The sequence below is a fragment of the Streptomyces aidingensis genome (assembly GCF_900112355.1).
GTDB classification, from domain to species: Bacteria; Actinomycetota; Actinomycetes; order Streptomycetales; family Streptomycetaceae; genus Streptomyces; species Streptomyces aidingensis.
This window is the reverse complement of record NZ_FOLM01000002.1, coordinates 248,175-261,517: the sequence shown is the minus strand read 5'-3', so window position 1 is coordinate 261,517 and position 13,343 is coordinate 248,175. Positions and strand designations below refer to the sequence as shown.

Annotated in this window: 14 protein-coding genes; 4 read left to right on the top strand and 10 right to left on the bottom strand. The window is 71.1% G+C overall.

Annotation, left to right across the window (positions count from 1 at the left end):
* Positions 1-1,207: 1,207 nt before the first annotated feature.
* Positions 1,208-2,254 carry a helix-turn-helix domain-containing protein gene (locus BM242_RS05720; protein ID WP_093837554.1) on the bottom strand — a complete coding sequence of 349 codons (1,047 nt, stop codon included), beginning with the start codon at positions 2,252-2,254 and terminating at the stop codon, positions 1,208-1,210.
* Between the two features lie 76 nt (positions 2,255-2,330).
* Here BM242_RS05720 and BM242_RS05715 point away from each other — a divergent pair, with 76 nt between their 5' ends.
* The 3 genes from BM242_RS05715 to BM242_RS05705 all read left to right on the top strand — a co-directional run bounded on the left by BM242_RS05715 (position 2,331) and on the right by BM242_RS05705 (position 5,529).
* Complete coding sequence (locus BM242_RS05715; RefSeq protein ID WP_093837553.1) at positions 2,331-4,121, top strand: ABC transporter ATP-binding protein; 1,791 nt, start codon at positions 2,331-2,333, stop codon at positions 4,119-4,121.
* Positions 4,118-4,621, top strand: coding sequence for an ABC transporter transmembrane domain-containing protein (locus tag BM242_RS05710; RefSeq protein ID WP_217652375.1), 504 nt, complete (start codon positions 4,118-4,120; stop codon positions 4,619-4,621). Before BM242_RS05715 ends, BM242_RS05710 begins: the two co-directional genes overlap by 4 nt.
* Positions 4,622-5,010: 389 nt before the next feature.
* Positions 5,011-5,529 (top strand): DUF6584 family protein, encoded by a 519-nt coding sequence (locus BM242_RS05705; protein WP_139238271.1) that lies wholly within the window; start codon positions 5,011-5,013, stop codon positions 5,527-5,529.
* A 368-nt stretch (positions 5,530-5,897) separates the two neighbouring features.
* Here BM242_RS05705 and BM242_RS05700 read toward each other — a convergent pair whose 3' ends face one another.
* Both BM242_RS05700 and BM242_RS05695 read right to left on the bottom strand, forming a co-directional pair.
* A complete protein-coding gene (locus BM242_RS05700) occupies positions 5,898-6,344 on the bottom strand; it encodes a hypothetical protein (RefSeq protein WP_093837551.1) in 447 nt (148 codons plus the stop codon).
* On the bottom strand, positions 6,341-6,607 hold the full coding sequence (locus BM242_RS05695) for a hypothetical protein (protein ID WP_093837550.1): 267 nt from the start codon (positions 6,605-6,607) through the stop codon (positions 6,341-6,343). The genes BM242_RS05700 and BM242_RS05695 overlap by 4 nt, the downstream gene beginning before the upstream one ends.
* Before the next feature lie 481 nt (positions 6,608-7,088).
* On the opposite strand from BM242_RS05695, the gene BM242_RS05690 reads away from it, so the two are divergent.
* Positions 7,089-7,361, top strand: a complete 273-nt coding sequence (locus BM242_RS05690; RefSeq protein ID WP_093837549.1) for a hypothetical protein — start codon at positions 7,089-7,091, stop codon at positions 7,359-7,361.
* Between the two features lie 1,161 nt (positions 7,362-8,522).
* Here BM242_RS05690 and BM242_RS05685 read toward each other — a convergent pair.
* From BM242_RS05685 to BM242_RS05655, 7 genes are all read right to left on the bottom strand, one after another.
* Complete coding sequence (locus BM242_RS05685; RefSeq protein WP_175541280.1) at positions 8,523-9,002, bottom strand: GNAT family N-acetyltransferase; 480 nt, start codon at positions 9,000-9,002, stop codon at positions 8,523-8,525.
* Positions 8,999-9,901 carry a protein kinase domain-containing protein gene (locus BM242_RS05680; protein WP_093837547.1) on the bottom strand — a complete coding sequence of 301 codons (903 nt, stop codon included), beginning with the start codon at positions 9,899-9,901 and terminating at the stop codon, positions 8,999-9,001. Before BM242_RS05680 ends, BM242_RS05685 begins: the two co-directional genes overlap by 4 nt.
* On the bottom strand, positions 9,898-10,590 hold the full coding sequence (locus BM242_RS05675) for a hypothetical protein (RefSeq protein ID WP_093837546.1): 693 nt from the start codon (positions 10,588-10,590) through the stop codon (positions 9,898-9,900). The genes BM242_RS05680 and BM242_RS05675 overlap by 4 nt, the downstream gene beginning before the upstream one ends.
* On the bottom strand, positions 10,587-11,039 hold the full coding sequence (locus tag BM242_RS05670) for a glycine-rich domain-containing protein (protein ID WP_139238270.1): 453 nt from the start codon (positions 11,037-11,039) through the stop codon (positions 10,587-10,589). Before BM242_RS05670 ends, BM242_RS05675 begins: the two co-directional genes overlap by 4 nt.
* A 110-nt stretch (positions 11,040-11,149) precedes the next feature.
* On the bottom strand, positions 11,150-11,806 hold the full coding sequence (locus BM242_RS05665; protein WP_245833851.1) for a hypothetical protein: 657 nt from the start codon (positions 11,804-11,806) through the stop codon (positions 11,150-11,152).
* Entirely contained in the window at positions 11,803-12,681 is an 879-nt protein-coding gene (locus BM242_RS05660) for an endonuclease/exonuclease/phosphatase family protein (RefSeq protein WP_093837544.1), read from the bottom strand. The genes BM242_RS05665 and BM242_RS05660 overlap by 4 nt, the downstream gene beginning before the upstream one ends.
* Positions 12,682-12,976: 295 nt before the next feature.
* Positions 12,977-13,222, bottom strand: coding sequence for a hypothetical protein (locus BM242_RS05655; RefSeq protein ID WP_093837543.1), 246 nt, complete (start codon positions 13,220-13,222; stop codon positions 12,977-12,979).
* Positions 13,223-13,343 lie beyond the last annotated feature (121 nt).

Below are 13,343 nucleotides of genomic sequence, written 5' to 3'. Positions count from 1 at the left end.
CGGCGCTGCTCCCCGCACCCGCGGGGATGGTCCCGGCAGCCGGTAGGACGCACACAGGCCGACGCCCTGCTCCCCGCACCCGCGGGGATGGTCACCGGGTCCATCTCGTGAAACGGCAGGTCCGGGCCGGGTGGCCGTCTGCCCCGGGCTCGGCCCGGGCTGTCCGGTGACGGCGGTCTCATGGCGGTGGCGGTAGTAGGCGTTGAGGAGCTCCTCGCCTTCGGCAGGGGGAAGGACCAGTTCGTCGCCGCCGCAGAACTCGACGAGCGCGGCCCGGTCCTCCCGCATCCGTTGCCATCCCTGCTCAAGCTTTTCGGGATTGCGGAAAACCAGTTCGGGCCGGCTGGTGGCCAGGTGGAGAGCGGCCTGGGCGATCTCGCTGGCGCTGGACTCGGGGTAGCTCCTCACCGCCCCGGATACCAGCCACGCCCCGCCCGCCGAGTGGACCGGTACCAGGCAGGTGTGGAGGAAGCTCCCCTCGGACACGCCGCGGAACGCCGCCCGACCGGCGTTCGAGTACGTGCGGTACTCCAGGTCGTCGACCAGATTCAGCAGGACGAGCGCATCCCTTCCTTATGTTCCTTGCGCTGGACCTCGAAGATGCCGTCCACCGGCTCCCGCCAGCCGAGCAGCATCTCCCGGTCGACTGCGGTCAAGCCCTTCCGTCCTGCGGCGAACCCGTCCACCACGGTCGAACCGTCCGGCAGGCGGTACCGCAGGAGGAAGTGGTCGATGGTCCGGATCGCCTCGCCCTCGTCCAGCTTCCGCTCCGCTCAGGCCCTGCGGCCTCAAGCAGGAGGGGCGTCAACCACCGGTCGAAGCGGGTGCTCCGCCCGAAGGCGACCAGCTGCTCCTTCAACTCGGCACTGCGCTCGATGAGGTCGGTCAGCGACGGTTCGCCGCCACCCTGATGCGTGCCCTGTACCGGGTCAGCCATGTTCAGCCCTCCCGGACAGGCCGGTTCCCGTGAGGTGTGGGGTGCCCTGCCTCAGCCGGTCCAGTGACGGTACGTCTCGATCCACTCGGCGAGCCAGTCGCCTCTTCGATCATGGCCTCAAACCCGGCGGTGCCCAACCCGCCCGCGGGGCAGCACCAGCGCCCCTCCGGGCGACACCGGGCGGCAACGGTGCCACCGGTACCCCACCCCGGGACGACGAGGGGTCCTTCGCGCGCGATGCCCGGATCGCACGGTCCCGTGAAGCCGCCGTCAGCCGGAGTCGCCCGCATCGGCGGCGTGAGCGGGCTGCCGGCGCCGGTGACCGGACCGTACATCCGCGGACTCCGCCCGGGAACCTGCCCACGTCGGGTATCTCCGCAGGCCGGCGGCGGTGGCCGGTGCGGCCCCGCCGGAACGGGAGGCTGGGGCATCGCCCCGTCGTGCCGAGAGGCGTGGCACATGGTCCACCCACGCCAAGTCGGCCGTCGCGACGAGCGACTGACCGGCCACGGTCGCGGGGGTCACGCCGGTGAACGCCACGACGTCCCGGTGCAGATGCGACTGGTCGGCGTAGCCGCAGTCGGCCGCGACCCTGGCCGCCGCCTGGCCCCCGGCCAGGCGGGTGGCGGCCCGGTCGAAGCGGACCAGCTTCACGGCGCGCTTGGGAGGCAGGCCGAGCTGCGCGTGGAAGCGGGACCACAGGCGCTTGCGGCTCCAGCCCAGCTCGTCGGCCAGCTCCTCGACCCGCACCCGGCCGTGCCCGGCGACGATACGGTCCCAGGCCCAGGCCAGCTCCGGCTCGATGGCGGGGCCCGCGGCGGTCCGCCGGGCGAGGAACGCTTCGACGAGTGCGAAACGTTCCTCCCATGAGGCGGTCCCGGCCAGCCGCTCGCCCAGCCGGGCCGCCCGCCGCTCTCCCCACAGGTCGTCCAGGGCCACCACGGAGTTCTCCAGCTCAGCAGGGCCCACGCTCAGCACGGCGCGCGCGATGGCGGGGGACAGGCGCACCTGCATCCACTCGACGTTCGCGGCCCGGTTCGCGGCCCGCACCCGCGCCGCACCGCCGGTGCCGAACCCGAGCCCGGTGACCATGCTGCCGCGGTGCTGCCGCCCCGTCGGTTCGTCGATGCCGAGTGCGGCCTCGCCGCAGGCCAGCGCGAGCGTCAGCACGGGGTGCGGGTCGAGCCGGTGGTCGACCGGAGCCGGGCCGCGGTGGCGCAGCCCCGCCAGGACGACACCGGGTACGCGGCCGGGCCGGGCCGGGCGCGTGACCTGCCACACGGGGGCAGCGACGCGCCGACGCACGGCAGTTGACATGCGTCCATGCTACGGGCCCGCCGGGACGGAACATTTCTTCAATCCAGCGGGCCGCGGCCGCGGCCAGGGTGGGCGCATGACTTCCACCGGTACCACCGCGCCGCCACCACCGGGCGTGGCCCGCCTGTTGCGCCCGTACGCGGGCGGCTTCGCCGCCGTCGTCGTCCTGCAGGTCATCGGCGCCGTCGCCGGCCTGGCGCCGCTCCTCGCGGTCGTCGAGCTCGGCCGTACGCTGCTGGCGCAGGGGCCGGCCGACGAAGGACACGTGCGCAACGTCGTGCTCGCGGGTGCGGCGGGGCTGCTCGTGCGGCTGCTGTTCACGGCCGCCTCGTCCGGCGCCGGACACCTCCTCGACACCCGGGTGCAGCTGTCGCTGCGCCGGCAACTGGCCGCGCGGCTAGGGCGGGTGCCGATCGGCCGGCTGGCGCGGCGGCGCAGCGGGGAGCTGGCGAAGCTGGTGGGCGAGGACGTCAGCGCCGTGCACCCGCTCATCGCGCACACGCCGGGCGAGCTGGTCTCCGCCTTCGTGGTGCCGCTGGTCTCGCTCGGCTACCTCCTCACGGTGGACTGGCGGCTGACGCTGATCACGCTGATCCCCGTGCTGCTGGCGGTCGCGCTGGTGCCGCTGATGATGACCCCCGCGCGGCTGCGCGAGCAGCAGGAGTTCGACGCCGCGATGGGGCGGATCTCGGCGTCGGTGGTCGAGTTCGTGCAGGGCATCGCGGTGGTGAAGGCGTTCGGCGGGTCGGAGCGGGCGCACGGCAGGTTCCGTACCGCGGTGGGCGACTTCACCCGGAGTTTCTACCGGATGGTGCGCGGTCTTTCCGGGGTCGCCGCCGGGATGCAGGTGGCGCTGTCGCCGCCGTTCGTGCTGCTGACGGTGCTGGCCGGCGGCGCGTACCGGATCACCGGGGGCGGGCTCGCCCCGGCGGACCTGCTGCCTTTCCTGCTTCTCGGCCTCGGGCTGACCGCGCCCGTGGCCGCGCTCGGGCACGGCTTCGACGACCTGCAGGCCGCGCGGCGCGCCGTCGGCCGCATCCGGGACGTACTCGCCGAGCCGTCGCTGCCCGAGCCCGTACGGCCGGTGGCGCCCCAGGGACACCGGGTGGAGCTGCGGGACGTCCGCTTCGGGTACGGGGGCGCGGGGGGCGGGCGCGAGGTGCTGCGCGGTATCGACCTGGTGCTGGAGCCGGGGACCATCACGGCCGTGGTCGGGCCGTCCGGCAGCGGCAAGTCCACGCTGGTGCAGCTGCTGCCGCGGTTCCACGACCCGACGCACGGCTCCGTGCTCCTCGGCGGCGTCGACCTGCGTGAGGTGGGCAGCCAGGAGCTGTACCGGCGGGTGTCCTTCGTGTTCCAGGACGTCCGGCTGCTGCGCGCCTCGGTCGCGGACAACATCGCCCTCGCCGTCCCGCACGCCGACCGCGACGCCGTTGTCCGCGCCGCCCGCCGGGCGGTCATCCACGACCGCGTACGGGAACTGCCCCGCGGCTACGACTCGGTGATCGGCGAGGACGCCCGCCTCTCCGGAGGCGAGGCGCAGCGCGTCTCGATCGCCCGCGCCCTGCTCGCGGACACCCCCGTCCTGGTCCTCGACGAGGCCACCGCCTTCGCCGACCCGCAGACCGAGCGGGCGGTGCGTGCGGCGCTGGCGCAGTCCCGGGAGCAGCGGACGACGCTGGTCATCGCCCACCGCCTGGAGACGATCGCCGGCGCCGACACCGTCGTGATGCTGCGCGACGGCGAGATCGTGGAGCGGGGCACGACCGCGGAACTCCTGGCGCGGGGCGGCGCATTCGCCGAATTCTGGAAGATCCACGCCGGTGCCGTGGAAGCCGGTGCCATGGAAGGGAAAGAGGCCCGATGATCAGCACGCTGCTGCGTGTGCTCGGCCCCGGGTACGCCGGGCCGGTGCGCCGCACCGTCGCCCTGATGACGGCGGCCGCCCTCGCCGAGGGACTGTCGTACGCGCTGCTGGTGCCCGTGCTGCGCGCGCTCTTCGGCACCACACCCGAGGACGCCCTGCCCTGGCTGGCCGCCTTCGGCGCGGCGGTCGCGGTCTGTGCGGTGCTGCGGTACATCAGCGACCGCTCCGGTTTCCGCGTGGGCACGACGATGCTGCACGGCATGTACGAGCGCCTCGGCGAACACCTCGCCCGGCTGCCCATCGGCTGGTACCGGCCCGGCCGCACCGGCGAGGTGTCCGTCCTCGCAAGCCAGGGCGTATTGCGGGCGATGGGCGTGATCGCGCACCTGCTGGCGCCGTTCATCTCCGCCTGTGTGACGCCGCTGACGATCGTCGCCGTGATGCTCGCCTTCAACTGGCAGCTCGGGCTGGCCGGCCTGGCCGCCGTGCCCCGCCGCTGAGGATGCGGTCTTCGGGGGCTGCCCGGACGGAGCAGACACCGATCCGTTGGGAGGAGAGGAGTTTCTTTCCGTCCCGGCCCCGTGACCTGCATAAACGTAGATCTCAGTGCGCCTGGCCATCGCCGTCACCAAGGCCGGCCCACCCCGCCGGGTGACGCTGCCCGGACTGTGGTGTCCGGAGTGGCCGGGGCCGACGGTGTCCGGCTGTCCGGCTCTCCCAGCGCGCCTGGAGTCTTCCAGAGCTGCGAGGTCTGCCGCTCCACAGAGGAACGTGAAATCCGCGTGGCCCAGGAGACAGGGGAACTCGTTGGCTGGTCGGCACCGGACCTCCCGCTTGTCTGGGTGTGGGCGGCGCGGGCGCACATACGGTCACCCGGCACAATGCCGCCATGCCGAGAGACAGGACGCTGCGCACCGCGGCCGCAGAGGCCGCCGCCGGAGACCTCGCCGGCGCGCTCCGAGCTCGGCAGCGTCTGCACGGGCTCATGGGCACGTATCCGTGCGACCTCGAAGTTCGCGAACAACTCGCGCATGTCTACCGGCTGCTGGGCGAGCCCGCCCAGGCCGGCCGCTGGAACTACCTCTCCGAGCTCCGGGACCCCCATGAGACCGCCGCGTTCGAGGCCCTCTTCCCTTCACCCAGGGAGCGCCTGTGGTCGCTCCGCTGGGCCGGCAGCGCCGAAGAGCTCTCCACACCAACGGCGGCTGCTCGTCTCCGGTCCCTGCATGCCGCGGCAGAACGTGACTGCGGCGAGTCCGTGCCCTACAGGCGTCCCCGTCCCGGCCGGGACGGGGACGGCCCCAAGGAGAGCCCTTTTGCCGGTGCCGCGTGCGCAGTCGGCTGCCTCGCCCTACTGGCTCTGCTCGTCACCGGGCTCGCCACTGTCGTAGACGCCGTGCTGGGCTGAGTGCGCACCGGATCGCCTCCCGCTGCTCACCCCGGGAGAGAGCGTGGGGAGAGTGGGCCGAAGGTTCCGCGAGAACGAGCGTGGCGCCGGGGCACCCCCCGGCTCTGCCTGCGCTCACATCTTCGTGTTCTGGTGCCCCCGGCAGGATTCGAGCCTGCGACACCGCTTTGGCAGTTTCCTCCGGCAAGGCCGCTGACCAGCATTGATGATGGCCGCGGAGTGCCTGACCTGCGCAACCACTCCTCGGTGGTTCCCCGCGTTCCCGGTGTTTCCCGTTCCGGTGTGTGCTGAATGTGTGCCGGCGGGCGTCGTCCGGCGGAGGCGTGGTTCGCTCGGGGGAGTGGCCAAGATGAGATGCGGGCGTTTCGTCAGACCTTCTCGACTCGCACGGAGTGGCCGGCGAGGAGCTGCCCCATGTCGTCGGTGTCGGAGGTGAAGACGGTCGCTTGGGCCCCTTGCGCGGATTCCCGCCCGGCCACGGCCGCCAGGACGGCGTCGATGGCGTACTTGTGCCCGTGCAGGCCGGCTGCCTTGAGCATGTCGCGCGCCAGGCTGATCACCTGGTCGTCCGTGTGCACGATGCGAATCCGGGACAGCGTCCAGCTCCACAGCGCCTGCCTCGACCCTTCGCGCGGGTTCCATGCCTCCAGGGTCGTGAGCGCCGAGGTGACGATCGGGATGTCGAGCCGTGGAGCCGTCTTGATCAACGCGACCATGTCCCGGTCCCCCTGTACCGCCTTGGAGAGAGCCTCGGAGTCGAACACGAAGACGCGCTGCCTGGGCCGGTGCACCTTCGCTCGGGCAGTGCGGCTCACGCGGCCTCTTCCGCTTGCGAGTCCTGCTCGTCATGCCAGCCGTCGATGGCGGCGATGCGGTCCAGCGCGGCTTGCTGCTCGTCGTCGGTTACGGCGCCGTGTTCTTCCTCGAGGCGTTCGGCCAGTTCGCGCAGCCGGTCCATGGCGTCCTGGTGGGCGGCGGCCGCCGCAATGTAACCGGACACTCCGCGTGCGTCGACACGCTCCTTGATCGACTCCACCAGCTCTTCCGGCACGGTGATGGTGATCTTCCGTGTTGCCATACTTCAAGTATGTCATGCTCGGCGTCCATAAGGCCCACTGCGATGGACAACGCACCTTGCGCGTTGATCATCTGGGCGAAATCCGGGAGACGGGAGTCCGTTGCCCGACCCCGCCGGACCAGTCTGCATACGCGCCCGAACGGCCGTGAGGCCGGGGCATCCCGGCCTCACCTGCGCACATCTGTCGTCAACCAGTGCCCCCGGCAGGATTCGAACCTGCGACACCCCCGCTTCAAGAGTTCTTCCCGCCGCCGCCCGTGACCTGCCCAGACACCGGCATCAAGGCACCTGACCTGCGGAATCCCTCCTCCCCCGTTCCCGTGAGTTCTCAGCCGTCCCCGCCCTCGTGTGTGCCGAATCCGTGCCGGTCTGCCGCCGGGCCGGCGTGCCTCTCGCTCGCCCGAATCTGTGGGCAGGCGGGCGTGAGCCCGTAGCCTGGAACCAGCAGCAGTAGGCGGATGATCAAGCGGAGGCGAAGCCGATGACCACAGCCCCGAGCGGTGTGCCTCACCCGCCGCCCCCGTCGTCGAATCCGCTGCGGACCATCCGTGACATCCGGGAGTCCCTGCCCGAGGACCAGCGCCGGCACTTCGACGCAGAGCTTGCCGATACGGAGATCGAGGCACTTCCGGAGATGTTGCACCGCTGGGTGACCCTGAGTAACGACGGCTTCGAGGAGTTCCTGCTCTCCCGGCCCTTCGAAGGTCTGGAGTTCGGCGCCCGCTCCTATGACGCGCGGACGGACGCCGAGTGATCTACCTGTTGACACCAATCTCGTTGCCGAGCTGACGACCCGGGCGAAGCCCGACCCGCGCGTCCTTGCTGGTTCCGGCCCACGGCCCGGCCCAATCGCTTCCTGAGCGTGATCACCGTGGCCGAGATCGAAGCCGGAGTGGCCGCAGCCCGGACCCCGTACGGCAGGCCCGCTACGCCCGGGCTCTCGCTGCGCTACGGCACGAATACCGGGACCGCATCTAGCGCTACATCGGTACCAGCTGGGCATGGCGAAGGAGAGCGACGTTGAAGCGCTCTTGGATTTCGTTATTTCACTCGAAGCTGTTCTGCTCCCAATGACAGCCAGGTTGGACATTCTGACTTGAGCTATCGCTTTAAGGTCCACGGGGCGCACTACCTCGCATCAACGGTAGAGGAGCGCCAGGACGTCTATAAGCGGATGGGTAACCTTTATAACCTCCGCAGTATCCTTGTGCATGGAGGTAAGTATCCGGAGGCCGAGAAGATCACCGCTGGGAAAAGAGACGCTGAAACCTTTGCCAGGAAGGCTCTCAACCGGGCGCTCCGTGAAGGATTTCCAAAGTCTCAAACGTTCATTGACATGGTGCTGGGCGAGCGTAGTCTTGCTGACCGAGGGGGCACCTCTGCGCGGTAGGCGAATTCTTTGGGCAAGTGTGGGTCAATCTTCATATCGCGGCGGTAGGTGCGCGAGGGCGAGATTCGCATATATCGCCGAATGCTCGGCTCGCTCTCCGGAGTCTCGCATTATGGGACTTCGCCAGCCGGGTAGAAATCTGCTACTACAATGCCATGGCCCGAGTCTTTCATCGAAGCGCTCAAGGGCGAACGAGGACCTCGGGTGGCCTATCTCACCCGAGAGTCAGCCCGTCGGGATAATAACCGGTTATCGAACACTGGAACAATCCCAGACGTCTCCACTCGGCCATTGGCTATCGCCCTCCACGCGAGGCGCACGCCGACCATCAGTGCCTCCGATTCGCTTCATGAAATAACCGGTCACATCCCTGTCCGGAAAACGCGAGATTCCTCAGTCCTGGGCGACCCCGATGAGCGAGACGATTGCGCCGTCGGTGATGCCGGCCCGGCGATCTGCCGGTTGAGGGAGGCGACCAGCTGGTCGTTGCGGACTTTGAAGGTGATCATTCGGGTCTCTATCCGATCACCGTTCGCTGGGCGGAGTTGGTCGCCAGGTCATCAGTGCGTCGCCCGACTGCGAGAATCCGAGTGCGGTGTACAGCTTGGCGCCCTGGTCGGAGGCGCGGAGTTCGACGTGGGAGCAGTTCTGTGTGGTGAGCCAGTGCAGGAGGGCGGTCAGGCAGGCTCGGGCGTGGCCCTTGCGGCGGTGGGCGGGGTCGGTGACGACTGCCTGGACGGTGCCGAGGTGAGGGGCGGTGCTGCGGGGGCTGGGCAGCCGGGGCGCGTAGGTGCCGATGGCGCAGGAGAGCAGTCGTCCGGTGCCGGTGTCGGCGACCCAGGCGGCGAATGCCGGGTCGGTGGTGAGGCGGTCGCGGAAGGCCTTGGTGCATGCCTGTTCCCAGTCCGGCGGTGCGGCGGGTATGGGGCCGAGGGCGGTGAACATCGTTCGGCGCAGACGCAGGAGTTCCTCGGTGTCTTCCGGTACCGCCCGGCGGATGGTCACACCTGGGTGTTCACCGCCCGGGTGAGCTGGTGGGCCGGTGGCCGCCGGGCCGGGTCGGGGGTCAGGCATGCGTTGATCAGCTCCTCCAGTTCGGGGAACGGCCAGGGCCGTGCGGTGGCGAGGTCGACGGTGCGGCCGGTGGCGATGGCGGTGAGCTTGTCCCTGCGGGGCGCGTCGGCGAGGTAGGCGACGGGACGTTTGCCGGTCCAGGCCCACAGCAGGGAGGCGCCCAGGCCCCAGATGTCGGCCGGTGGCCCGGCCTGGATGTGGGTGTCCTCGTCCGTGGCCAGCAGGGCGGCGGCGGTCTCGGGTGCGGTGGTGTGGGTGAGGGCTCCCCGGTACGGCGCCCGGTCCCGGCCGCCGTCGGGGCCGCAGGCCAGGGCGTAGTCGATCAGGTGGGCGGTGCCGTCAGGGGCGATGAGCGTGTTCGTGGGCTGGACATCGGCATGGGTCCAGCCGGCGACGTGCAGGGCGGCCAGCCGGGCCGCCCAGGAGGCGGCGGTGCGCAGCAGCAGCTCCCGGTGTTCCGGGGTGCGGTGGCCGGTGGTGCGGGCGGGTTCGAACGCCGTCCACAGCGGGGTGCCGCTGATCCAGCGCACAGCCAGCCACCGCCCTTCGCGCCATCTGCCCGCTGCGAGGAGGTAGCCCGGTTCGACGGCACGGGCCTGGGCCAGGGCTTCCAAGACCTTGGCTTCCCGGGCCAGTTCGGCGATCTTGTCCCGCCGTTCCGGCTGCCGGCCGGGCGTGTTCGCCTTCAGCGCCACCCGGATGCCACCGGCGAGGGTCGCATCCCAGGTGCGGGAGCCCCGGCGCTCGGTGACCGGCCGTGCACGGCTGACGGGGCGGCCGGTGTGCGTGCTCAGCGCGTCCAGGGGTGTCTCCGGCTCGGTGGTGGTCACGACGAGGACTCCAGGTCGGTCAGGTGGGAGGCCCAGTGATTGATGGCGGGCCAGGCTTGCAGGGGGTCACCAGCCTCCCGTACTCCGGGGACGGAGCCCAGGATGTCCCGGCCGTCCTCCCGGGCCTGGGCCAGGACGCGGCCGATGCCCGGGGTGGAGCGCAGCAGATCCGGATCTGCTGCGGGGACGCTGTCGCGGACGGCCAGCACCGGCAGCGGCGGGTCCGGAACCGTCCGCCCGGCCCGGTCGGGGCGGCCCGCGCCGGGAGCGAATTTTCCAGGGAGTACACCGACGGGTGCCCAGGCGCACTTGATCGCCCAGTGGGGTCGGTTCAGGATCGCGGCCGGCTGTGGGTCCGGTGCCGGCCAGTCCAGGGTGATGACTTCGCACGCCCACCCCCGGCCCGCGGTGCGGCGAGCGCGGACCGTTTTGGCCGCCCAGGCTCCGGCCGTGAACACCGCGGCCTCGACATCCCCGAAGGGCGCTGCGGGCAGGACCTGGTAGTGGTGGAGGCGGGTCAGCCCGCGTCGCAGAGACGGCCCGAGGTAGGGGCAGTGCACGCTCAGGGCGTCAATCCAGCCCGCCAGCCGTGGGCCGCCTCCGTCCCCGCCGGCCACGAGGCGGCAGGGGCCGAGGACAGCGGGTGCCCCCGCGCCGGGCGGGGGCACCTGGGCGGTGGTACGGGTCACCGCCGGACCGAGGGGCGGGGGGCCGCGCCGTCGTCGTCGGTGTCCGTGTCGTCCCCACCCTCGATCGGCGAGCAGTCCCAGCCGGTGACGACCGTTCCGGTGCGCAGGTAGGCGCCGTATGCGGCTGCGTCCACGGTGCCGGCCGCGTCGGCGAACCATGCGGGCGGAAGGGTGCCGTACCGCTCCTGGTAGGCGGGCACCCATTCCACGGTGCCCTGACCCGTGAGCGGACGGTGCCCGATACGGGCGCCACCGGTGTGCCGGTCGCAGAACCGGCCGTAGGCGTCCGGGTCGTCCAGCAGCCGGTGCCACTCGGCGTCGATCGCGGCGGAGAACATCGGCATCACGCCGTCGCGATCCTCCAGCTCGGTGAACAGGGTGAGGAACCGGCCCAAGTCCGTTCGGACCTCCTCCCGTGTGACGGGTGTGTACTGAAGGGCTGTAGCCATGTGAGCTCTCCTTTGTCTCAGCGGAACATCAGCGAGAGCCTGCCGGCGGCACTTCGCCGCGGCAGGAGGTCAGGAAGCCTTCGCGCTGGTCACCAGCAAGGCCCAGTGGGTCACGGGTGGTGGTTTGCCGGTGGGGCAAGGGCCACCACGGTGACGCCTTGGAGCCTGCGCACGAGCTGTGAGGCGACCAGCCAGCGCAGCCGGTCGCGGTCGGTGTAGGGCACGGGGATATCGTCGGCGGCCATCGGTTCCAACCTGCCTCCGGGAGCCGGGCGGTAGGGGGTGCCGATCACTCCGTACAGACGCGGCAGGCGGGCGCGGACGGCGATGAACCCTCCTGCGGCCAGGTGGGGGCAGCGCTCGGCCGCGAGGCGGGCGTGTTCGGCACAGGCGGGAGGCTGCGCGGTCAGCATCCCCTCCAGCCGGTCCGCGGAACGGCCGGCGGATTCCAGAAACAGCCATCCGGCGCGGGTGCGGCTGGCCGGGCGCATGCAGACCTGGCAGCGCAGCCAGGCCATGGCCTCGCGCTGGCGGGAGGGGTGGACCTCGGCGAAGCGGGGGGCGCCGGTCAGGCGGTCGCCGTCGCGGGACTGGGAGACCCTGCCCCACAGCACGCCCTGCGCGTCGCGGTCGCCGGGCTCCTCGGCCAGGTAGCGCAGGCCCTGCCCGCCCGGCAGGAGGCCGAGGTTGGCGGCGAAGTCGGGCTCCTCGCCGTGGCGGGCGGTGATGTAGGGGATGACGGCGGCCGTTGCCGCCACGGTGGTCACGCCGTCGCCCCGATCGCGGCGGTGAGGGTGATGGGCAGGTGATCGGAGGCCGCCCGTGCTTCGGGTGTGTCGTGGGTGAGGTAGGTCAGGGGCCGGAAACCGCCTGCGGTCAGGGCGTGGTCCAGGTGCAGCGGGGTGGGCTCGTTCTTGTACCAGTAGCCCACCGTCGCCTTACGCGGGTGGCGCACGGTGGTCTGCGGATCGGTCCAGCCGGAGTTGAGCAGCACCCGCAGGGCGCGGCGGTCGGCGGGGCCGAAGGTGCCGTCGGCGTGGACGGTGCGGTAGCGGGGGTGCATGTTGGGAGGGACGGCGGTCCAGTCCGGTTCGGGGTCCTGCTGGGCCAGGCAGTTCAAATCGCCCAGCAGCACCGCGCGCGGCGGCTGGCCGGGGAAGGTACCGGCGTTGTCCGTCATCCAGCGTGCCTCCCGCAGCCGGGTGTCGCCGTCACTCCACGCCAGGTGCGTGGCCAGCACGGTGAACTCCTGGCCCTCCACGGCCAGGTGAGCGCGAGCAAGGCCGTGGTGGAAGGCGCCCCGGCCGACATCCTGGCAGGACAGGACGCGTACTCGTCCGGGCCGGTAGAGGACCGCCAGGTGGTTGCGGCCATTGCCGATGTGCGAGGTGACCGGGTCCAGGGGGACCATGCCCAGGGAGTCGGCCAGCTCGTGCAGCCGCCACCAGCCGCGCTCGTCCCAGTGCGTCAACTCCTGCACGGCGAGCAGATCCAGTTCCCCGCCGTTGCCGTCCTTGTCCTTGGCCTGGTCGCCGAGCTGGGCCGCGATGGTGATCTGGCTTTTGCGGCGGGTCTCGTTCCCACCTGGGTCGATTCCGCCGTTGCAGAGGTTCCAGGATCCGAAGCGCACCACGGTCGTCATGCCGTTCTCATCTCTTGTACGGAGGGTTGATGGTGCCGTTTCCTCCGGGCCTGGAGGCGAGACGTGCCATCGTCCGCAGCGCTGGGAAGTCATCAGGTCGGCGGCCCTTCTGGCCGGGCTGAAGGCGGGCTCTGGCCGCCGGCGGGCGGCATGTCAGGGGCGGCGAACGGGGTGGTGCTGGTGGCGGTTGAGCTGTAGACCATCGCACCGGTCCCCAGAAGGTTGGCGGTGATCAGCACCAGCCCGGCGAACACCCCATCGGCTTCCGGAAGCCGGGGACGCCGGTGCCGTCCGCTCACCGGGCTTCGCCCACGACACCACCGGGGGCCGGAAGCCGGGCGGCGAACTCGCGCTCGGCGGGTGTCACGCAGTCCAGGCAGGCGTACAGACGCATTCCGTCGGGGTAGTCGGACTCGATGTCGCGGACCGGGACACCGGGCTGCGTCAGGGTGCCGCACCGGTAGCAACGCCGCAGGCCTTGTACGGGCTCGCTGTAACCGTGCGGCACCGGGACTTCCGGTCGCGACTCCGCGCGTTCCATGTCCAACACCGTCCCTTCTGGCGGATCGCTCCCAGATTCGCGGTGTTCAGCGGCTCGCACCATGTCATCTCCGGTATCGCTCAGGCACCATGAAATGACGCTGCGTGTCATGGAGATGCCT

Coding starts and splice junctions, on each gene's coding strand:
- BM242_RS05705 (WP_139238271.1), top strand. CDS start 5,011: ATGCCGAGAGACAGGACGCTGCGCACCGCGGCCGCAGAGGCCGCCGCC.
- BM242_RS05695 (WP_093837550.1), bottom strand. CDS start 6,607: ATGGCAACACGGAAGATCACCATCACCGTGCCGGAAGAGCTGGTGGAG.
- BM242_RS05655 (WP_093837543.1), bottom strand. CDS start 13,222: ATGGAACGCGCGGAGTCGCGACCGGAAGTCCCGGTGCCGCACGGTTAC.
- BM242_RS05660 (WP_093837544.1), bottom strand. CDS start 12,681: ATGACGACCGTGGTGCGCTTCGGATCCTGGAACCTCTGCAACGGCGGA.
- BM242_RS05710 (WP_217652375.1), top strand. CDS start 4,118: ATGATCAGCACGCTGCTGCGTGTGCTCGGCCCCGGGTACGCCGGGCCG.
- BM242_RS05670 (WP_139238270.1), bottom strand. CDS start 11,039: ATGGCTACAGCCCTTCAGTACACACCCGTCACACGGGAGGAGGTCCGA.
- BM242_RS05690 (WP_093837549.1), top strand. CDS start 7,089: ATGACCACAGCCCCGAGCGGTGTGCCTCACCCGCCGCCCCCGTCGTCG.
- BM242_RS05720 (WP_093837554.1), bottom strand. CDS start 2,254: ATGTCAACTGCCGTGCGTCGGCGCGTCGCTGCCCCCGTGTGGCAGGTC.
- BM242_RS05715 (WP_093837553.1), top strand. CDS start 2,331: ATGACTTCCACCGGTACCACCGCGCCGCCACCACCGGGCGTGGCCCGC.